The sequence below is a fragment of the Actinosynnema sp. NPDC059797 genome, assembly GCF_042732085.1.
Lineage (GTDB): Bacteria > Actinomycetota > Actinomycetes > Mycobacteriales > Pseudonocardiaceae > Actinosynnema.
Genome location: NZ_JBHWIE010000383.1, coordinates 1 through 6,421, shown reverse-complemented (window position 1 = coordinate 6,421; position 6,421 = coordinate 1). Strand labels below are relative to the sequence as shown.

The following is a 6,421-nucleotide window of genomic DNA, read 5'->3' as shown; positions in this document are numbered from 1 at the left end:
GTGGCGCGGTGCCGGTTGGGGGGGGGCGGGCCCGGTCGCCGCCCGGCCCCGCCCCCGGGGCCCCAGCCCTCTTCGCCGAGGTGGGCGCGGTGGGCGCGCAGCTCGCGACGCGCCCGGTGCCGGTCGCGGCGGCGGTCCTCGCGCCGCACCCGGGACCACTCCCGCCGGCCGCTCCTGCTGTTGTCCCGGAGCGGGCGGCGGGGGTTGTGGGTCCAGTGGCAACCGGCCTCGCGGTGGCGGGGTGACGTGCCGTCGGCGGTGACCCCTTCCGGCGGCGCGCACACCCCCGAGCGGTGGTCGTGCACGGGCACGCAGGTCACCATGGGCGCGTCCGCCGGCTGCACCCACCGGGGCCTGGTCTTGTCGGTCCTGCTCATGCGGTCGCCTTTCGGCTCCGTGACGCCCCGGGACGGGGCCGTCACAAGAGCCGGCGCACCGCGATCACCTCCGACGTCGAGCGGGGACCGACGCCGACGTTGTGCGAGCTCAGCCGGCGGCCGGGGACGTGCGCCCGGTCAGCCGCCCGACGGCCCGGACGACCTGCGCCCGCGACATCAGGTGGCGCGCCGCGCCGGCCACGACCCGGTTGCGGCGACCGGCGATGACGCCGGGCGGCGGGTTCCGGCGGTCCAGGGCGCGCAGCGCGGTGGCCACGACCTCCTCGGGGTCCTGCAGCGCCTGGCCGCCCGCGGCGTCCAGGGTGCCGGTCACGTCGAAGAACTCGGTCCGGGTCGCACCGGGCGACAGCGCCATCACGCGCAGGCCGGTGCCCCGCGACTCCGCCCACAGCGCCTCGGTCAGGCTCAGCACGAACGCCTTGGTCGCGCCGTAGACGGCCATCCGGGGGTTGCCCTGGTAGGCGGCCATGCTGGCGACGTTCACCAGCACGCCCCGGCCGTGCTCGCGCAGCTGGTCGATGAAGGCGCGGCTGAGGTCGACGACCGCCGACACGTCCACCGCGATCTCCTGCCGCAGCCGGGCCGGGTCCTCCCGGTGGAACGGGCCGAACGTGCCGAAGCCCGCGTTGTTGACCAGGCTGGTGACCACCAGGCCGCGTTCCCGCAGCTCCGCCGCCAGCACCTCGCCCGCCCGCTCCTCGCCGAGGTCCCGGACCTCGACGTGCGCGGTCACCCCGTGCCGGGACGACAGCTCGCCGGCCAGGGCCTCCAGCCGGTCGCGCCGCCGGGCCACCAGGACCAGGTCCGAGCCCCGCCGGGCGAGCTGCCTCGCGAACTCCGCACCCAGCCCGGAACTGGCCCCCGTGACCAGGGTCAGCTGCCCCCGGTAGTCGACCGCACCCATGAACGCACCCCGTTCCGCCGAACTGCACCTCGTTGACTTCTGCACCGTATGCCAACCTGGCAGTGACTGTCAAAGTGTGCACAACTGCCAATTTGCGTGTTACTGCCAGGATGGCAGTGGGTTAGCATCCGGCCATGAAGCAGGGCACCAGCGCCTCGTCGGTGTGGGAGCGCTCGCGGCAGCTCGCCAGCCGGGAGATCCACGACACGGCCGTCCGCCTGTTCCTCGCGCAGGGCTACGAGGAGACGACGATCGCCCGGATCGCCGAGGAGGCCGGGGTCTCCCAGCGCACCCTGTTCCGCTACTTCGGCACCAAGGAGGACATCGTCTGCGGCGACCAGGACGCCCTGGGCGAACTGCTGAGGCGCACGGTCGAGGCCCAGCCCGCCGACGTGTCCGCCTGGGCCGCCCTGCGCACCGGGTTCACCGTGCTCGCGACCGCGAACCACTCCCTGGAGGAGACGCTCACGCTGTCGGCCCTCATCTTCCGCACGCCGGCGCTGCGGGCGAACTACGTGCAGAAGCGCCTGCGCTGGCAGGACGACCTGGTGCCGTCGGTCAGGGCCAGGCTCCGCACCGACCGCGAGGGCGCCGACGCCGACCACGAGGCGCGGACCGTCATCGCCGTGTCCTTCGCCTGCGCCGACGTCGCGACCGCCACCTGGATCGCCGGCGGCGGCGCCGAGGACGTCGGCGACCTGTACGACCGGGCGCTGAGCCTCGCGCGCTCCTCCGCCTGACCCACCCGGCCGACCCCCGCGCCGGTCGTGCACTCGTTCGCCGGCTTGTTGCCGATTTCCGTGATCACTACCTTCTGGTGGAGTCGTGCCGACGCGATGGGGGCGCCGCGTGGAACTGGAACTCACGGATCAGCGGTGGCGGGACCTGAGGGGTGCGGTCGCCGGCGCGAGCGCGCGGTTCGCGCGCCTGGTCGCCGACTGCCGCCGGCCCGACGCGCGGGCGGTCGGTGACTGGTCGGTCGCCGAGACCGCCGCCCACACCGCCGTCGTCGCCCGGCTCAACGCGGGCCTGGTCGCCGCCGACCCGTCGCCGCTGGGCGTGCCGGACCTCGACGCGGGGTGGCGGGAGGCGAGCTTCGGCGACTTCGCCCGGCTCAACTCGTCCTCGATCCGGCACTTCCCCTACCGGGACGGGGAATCGGTGGGGCGCGACCTCGTCGAGCGGGTGGACGTCCTGCTGGCGCGCAGCGCCGACCTCGACCCCCGCGAACCCCGGACGTGGCTGGGCGGGGCGCGGCTCCCGGTGGCCACGATCCTGGCGCACCAGCTGAACGAGGTCCTGCTGCACGGGTTCGACGTCGCCAGGGCGCTCGGTGAGCCGTGGTCGATCCCGCCCGAGGAGGCCGCGCTCGCGTTCGACCTGTTCCTCATGCGCCTGATCGGCGGCGACACCGGCAACCTGGTCGGCGGCGGCGCGCACCGGGGGCGCCGCGTCCTGATCGAGTTCCGGTCGGCGCACACCACCCCGGTCCTCGTCGAGGAGGGGGACGGCCGAGTCGTGGTCACCGCGCCCGACCGCACCGCCGACGCGACGGTCAGGTTCGAGCCGGCGACGCTGCTGCTGCGGATCTTCCGCCGCACGAGCCTGCTCGCCGCCCTCGCGAGCCGGGAGGTGTCGGTGTCGGGCCCCCGCCCCTGGGCCGCCCTGACCTACCTGCGGCGCACCCGGACGCCCTGACCCGTACCTCCGGTCGGCGGGCGGTGGACGTGCCGAACTCGTGCGCTCAGCGTCGCGGGATGTGTCGATCGGGCGAGTGCGGGTACCCGGTTCGGGTGAACCCGGAACAGCGAGGTCCGCGCCACGGGCCCGCACCCTCTCCCGAGCAGGTCGCCGCCAGCATGCGCTTGGCGGTCGCGAGACTGCGGTTCCAGGTCGGCTCCACCGCCAACCACGCCGTGGCCGCCGCCCGAGCGGGTTCCCCGACGCCGCCCGCGACCGGCGGATCCGACCGGGACGACCGGCCGAGGGGTCGGTGACCTCGGGGGCACGGCGGTGCGGAGGCCCTCCGGACGGCTCGGCGCCGTTGCCCCGCGCGGCACCGTTGATTACGGAAAGTCACTTCCTAGCTCTTCTTGGTGACAGCGTGACATCATGGGCTGCCATGGACCCCGCTCGGAGCGGCGCGGGCGAAGGCGGGAGTCGGCGTGCTGCCCCACGGCGCCGGAGGACGTGCTCATGAGTGATCAAGTCGAGTTCGACGGGCCGATCGCCGTGCGGACGGTGCGGCACGACGACGCGCTGGTGGTCCAGGTCGAGGGCGAGGTCGACATGGACACCTGCGACCAGGTGCGCGCGGAGGTCGTCGAACGCCTCGGGGAACGGCCGGGGGCGCTGGTGCTCGACCTCAACGGCGTGGTGGTGTTCGGCTCGATCGGCCTGTCGCTGCTGATCGAGGTCCGCCACCGCGCCGAGGCCCGGGGAGTCCCGTTCGCCGTGGCCGCGGACCGGCGCGTGGTGCTGCGCCCCCTGGTCGAGACCGGTGTCGCCGACCTGCTCGTGCTGCGCCCCGAGGCGCCCGAGGCCGTGGTCGCGGCGCGGGAGGCCGGGAGGATCCTGCTCGGCGGCCCTCCGCCCGGCTCCGGGTGAACCGAGGAGCCGGCTGAACCCGCTGGTCCGACCGCTGAATTCCGAACACCTGTTTGCACTCTCCGTCATCAGGGCACTCGACAGTGGTCCCCTGGTGCGACCGGAGGTAGGTCCGTGTCACAGTCGGTAAGCGAGAACGTGGTGGCCGGCCGGTACCGGCTCATCGAGCCGATCGGGCTGGGCGGTATGGCCGAGGTCCACCGCGCCTGGGACACGCTCCTGCGGCGGCACGTCGCGGTCAAGCTGTTCCAGCCGGGGTTCGACCCCGAAGCCGCCCGGCGGTTCGACAACGAGGTCCGCGTCCTGGCCGGGCTCTCCCACCCCGGGCTGGTCTCCGTCTACGACGCCGACACCGGCGCGGACGCCCCGTTCGTCGTGCTTCGGCTGGTCGAGGGCGAGACCCTGCGCGAGCGGATCGCCCGCGGACCGCAGCCCGTCGAGGACGTGCGCCGGCTCGGCGCCCGGCTGGCCGACGCGCTGGCGCACGTGCACTCCCACGGCCTGGTGCACCGCGACGTCAAGCCGTCCAACATCCTGCTCGACCACGAGGACAACCCCTACCTCGCCGACTTCGGCCTGGTCCACCTGACCGGCGCCACCCGGCTGACGCGCACCGACCAGTTGGTGGGCACCGCCGCCTACCTCGCCCCGGAGCAAGTGCTCGGCCGGGACGTCGACGACCGGGCCGACGTCTACGCCCTCGGGCTGGTCCTGCTGGAGTGCCTGACCGGGCGGCGCGAGTACGGGGGCGGCGACGTCGAGTCCGCGATCGCCCGCCTGCACCGCCCACCGGTCCTGCCCGAGCACCTGCCGCCCGACGTCGAGCGGCTGCTGTCGCGGATGACCGCCACGTCGGCGGACGAACGGCCCTCCTCGCACGACTGCGCGGAGGCGCTGGGCGCGGAAGTCCCGGGAGCGGGGTTCCCGGTCGCCCCTCCGGCCGCCGGCACCGTCCTGATGATCGCCGACACCGCCGATGCCACCGACACCGCAGGCGCCTCTGCCGCCGCCGCGGCCGGTCCCCCGGCGGACGCCGCGGCCACCGCCGAGGCCGGTCCCGCAGGCGCTGTCGCGGCCGATCCCGCGGCAACCGCCGCACCAGGCACCGCAGCCACTACCGCACCCGGCGCCGCAGCGGCTGCCGCAGCGGGCGCCCCGCCGAACGCCACAGCCGGCACCACGCCCAGCTCCGCACCCGGCACCACGCCGGCCCCTGCCGCCAACCCCGTTGTGGATCGCGGGGCCAACCCCGCCGCCACCCCCGCACCTAACGTCGCCGCCAACCCCACCGCCGCCAACCCCACCACCGCCACGGCCCACCTCGCGCCGAGCACCGGGACCACCGCCCCGGAAGGCCCGCCCCGGCACGAGCGGCGCATGCCGCGCAAGGCGCTCCTCGCCTCGGCCGGCGCGCTGCTCGTCGGGGCGGTCGCCATCACCACGGCCGCGACCTCGGCCCACGACCCGGCGAACTCCTCCCCCACCTCCTCCACCGCGCCCGCGGCCCCGCACGCCTCCTCCGCGCCGCCGGCCGACCCCGGCTCGCCGCGGCAGGTGGTCGACCGCCGGCAGGTGGCGGTCACGACCGAGGTGACCGGAGCGCCGCAGCAGACCACCACGCCTCAGGGGGAAACGACGTCCGCGACGGTGCCCACCACCACCGCCGAGTCGACGGCGCCCGTCACGGAACCCGGCACCGACCTCACCTCGGCGCCGGCCGTCACCACCCCGCCGCAGCAGACGTCGGACCCGGTGGTCCCGACCACCGAGGACTCCGGCGGCAACACGGAGACCGGTGAGCCGACCGCGCCGAACGTGCCGACCGCGCCGGCCCAGAGCGACTGACCGGCGGGTCCGGGCGACGCGCGGCACAACGGAATCGGTTCCGCACGCGCGACTTTTCCCTTGTAACACCGGGGTTTCCGGGATCACTTACGGTAGGAGGGTATGGTACGTTCGGTGACCGAGGCTTTTCGGGCACCACCGCAGGGGAGTCGATGTGAGTCGATGTCCGCGACCCACGACCGCGAACCGGACCGCCCGCCCCTGCCCACGTGAAGTGGCATCCCCATCACCCCCTCGGGCGTGGTGGACGTGACGGGCCATGGGTGGACGGGGTGAAACCGAGCACCCGCCCGTAGAAGACGAGTTCGGCCTCCAGGCACGCCCGCACGGTCCTCGCCCCCTTGAAGCCGTGGGACTCGTCCGCGAAGGCGATGTACTGGTGATCGATGCCGTGCGCCACGAGTTCCCCGATCAGGGCGACGGCCTGGCTCGGCGGCACCACCGGGTCGCGCAGTCCCTGGAGCAGCAGCAGGGGGCAGGTCCCCGCGGTGACGTGGCCCAGCGGCGACCGGGTCCGGTAGAGGTGCGCGCCGGTCGCCGACGGACCGATCAGCGAGTCGAAGTAACCCGCCTCGAAGTCGTGGGTGTGCTTGGCGAGGGATTCCACGTCGGTGACGCCGAAGTAGGACGTGGCCGCCGCGAACACGGCGCCGTGCCGGGGGATCCC

At 74.6% G+C, this 6,421-nt stretch carries 7 protein-coding genes; 4 read left to right on the top strand and 3 right to left on the bottom strand.

The features are described from left to right. The coding region (locus ACFV4N_RS37805; RefSeq protein ID WP_499677482.1) for a hypothetical protein at nt 1-377 on the bottom strand (377 nt) is incomplete at its 3' end. 109 nt (nt 378-486) lie between these two features. After that, nucleotides 487-1,302, bottom strand: coding sequence for an SDR family NAD(P)-dependent oxidoreductase (locus ACFV4N_RS37800; protein WP_499677481.1), 816 nt, complete (start codon nt 1,300-1,302; stop codon nt 487-489). Between the two features lie 134 nt (nt 1,303-1,436). Here ACFV4N_RS37800 and ACFV4N_RS37795 point away from each other — a divergent pair, with 134 nt between their 5' ends. The 4 genes from ACFV4N_RS37795 to ACFV4N_RS37780 all read left to right on the top strand — a co-directional run bounded on the left by ACFV4N_RS37795 (nt 1,437) and on the right by ACFV4N_RS37780 (nt 5,754). Then, complete coding sequence (locus tag ACFV4N_RS37795; RefSeq protein WP_499677480.1) at nt 1,437-2,042, top strand: TetR/AcrR family transcriptional regulator; 606 nt, start codon at nt 1,437-1,439, stop codon at nt 2,040-2,042. A 109-nt stretch (nt 2,043-2,151) separates the two neighbouring features. After that, complete coding sequence (locus ACFV4N_RS37790) at nt 2,152-3,000, top strand: maleylpyruvate isomerase N-terminal domain-containing protein (RefSeq protein WP_499677479.1); 849 nt, start codon at nt 2,152-2,154, stop codon at nt 2,998-3,000. Between the two features lie 498 nt (nt 3,001-3,498). Then, a complete protein-coding gene (locus ACFV4N_RS37785) occupies nt 3,499-3,909 on the top strand; it encodes an STAS domain-containing protein (RefSeq protein WP_499677478.1) in 411 nt (136 codons plus the stop codon). A gap of 114 nt (nt 3,910-4,023) precedes the next feature. After that, nucleotides 4,024-5,754 (top strand): serine/threonine-protein kinase, encoded by a 1,731-nt coding sequence (locus ACFV4N_RS37780; protein WP_499677477.1) that lies wholly within the window; start codon nt 4,024-4,026, stop codon nt 5,752-5,754. A 226-nt stretch (nt 5,755-5,980) separates the two neighbouring features. On the opposite strand, the gene ACFV4N_RS37775 is transcribed toward ACFV4N_RS37780, so the two are convergent. After that, on the bottom strand, nt 5,981-6,421 hold a 441-nt coding region (locus ACFV4N_RS37775; protein WP_499677476.1), incomplete at its 5' end, for a prolyl oligopeptidase family serine peptidase.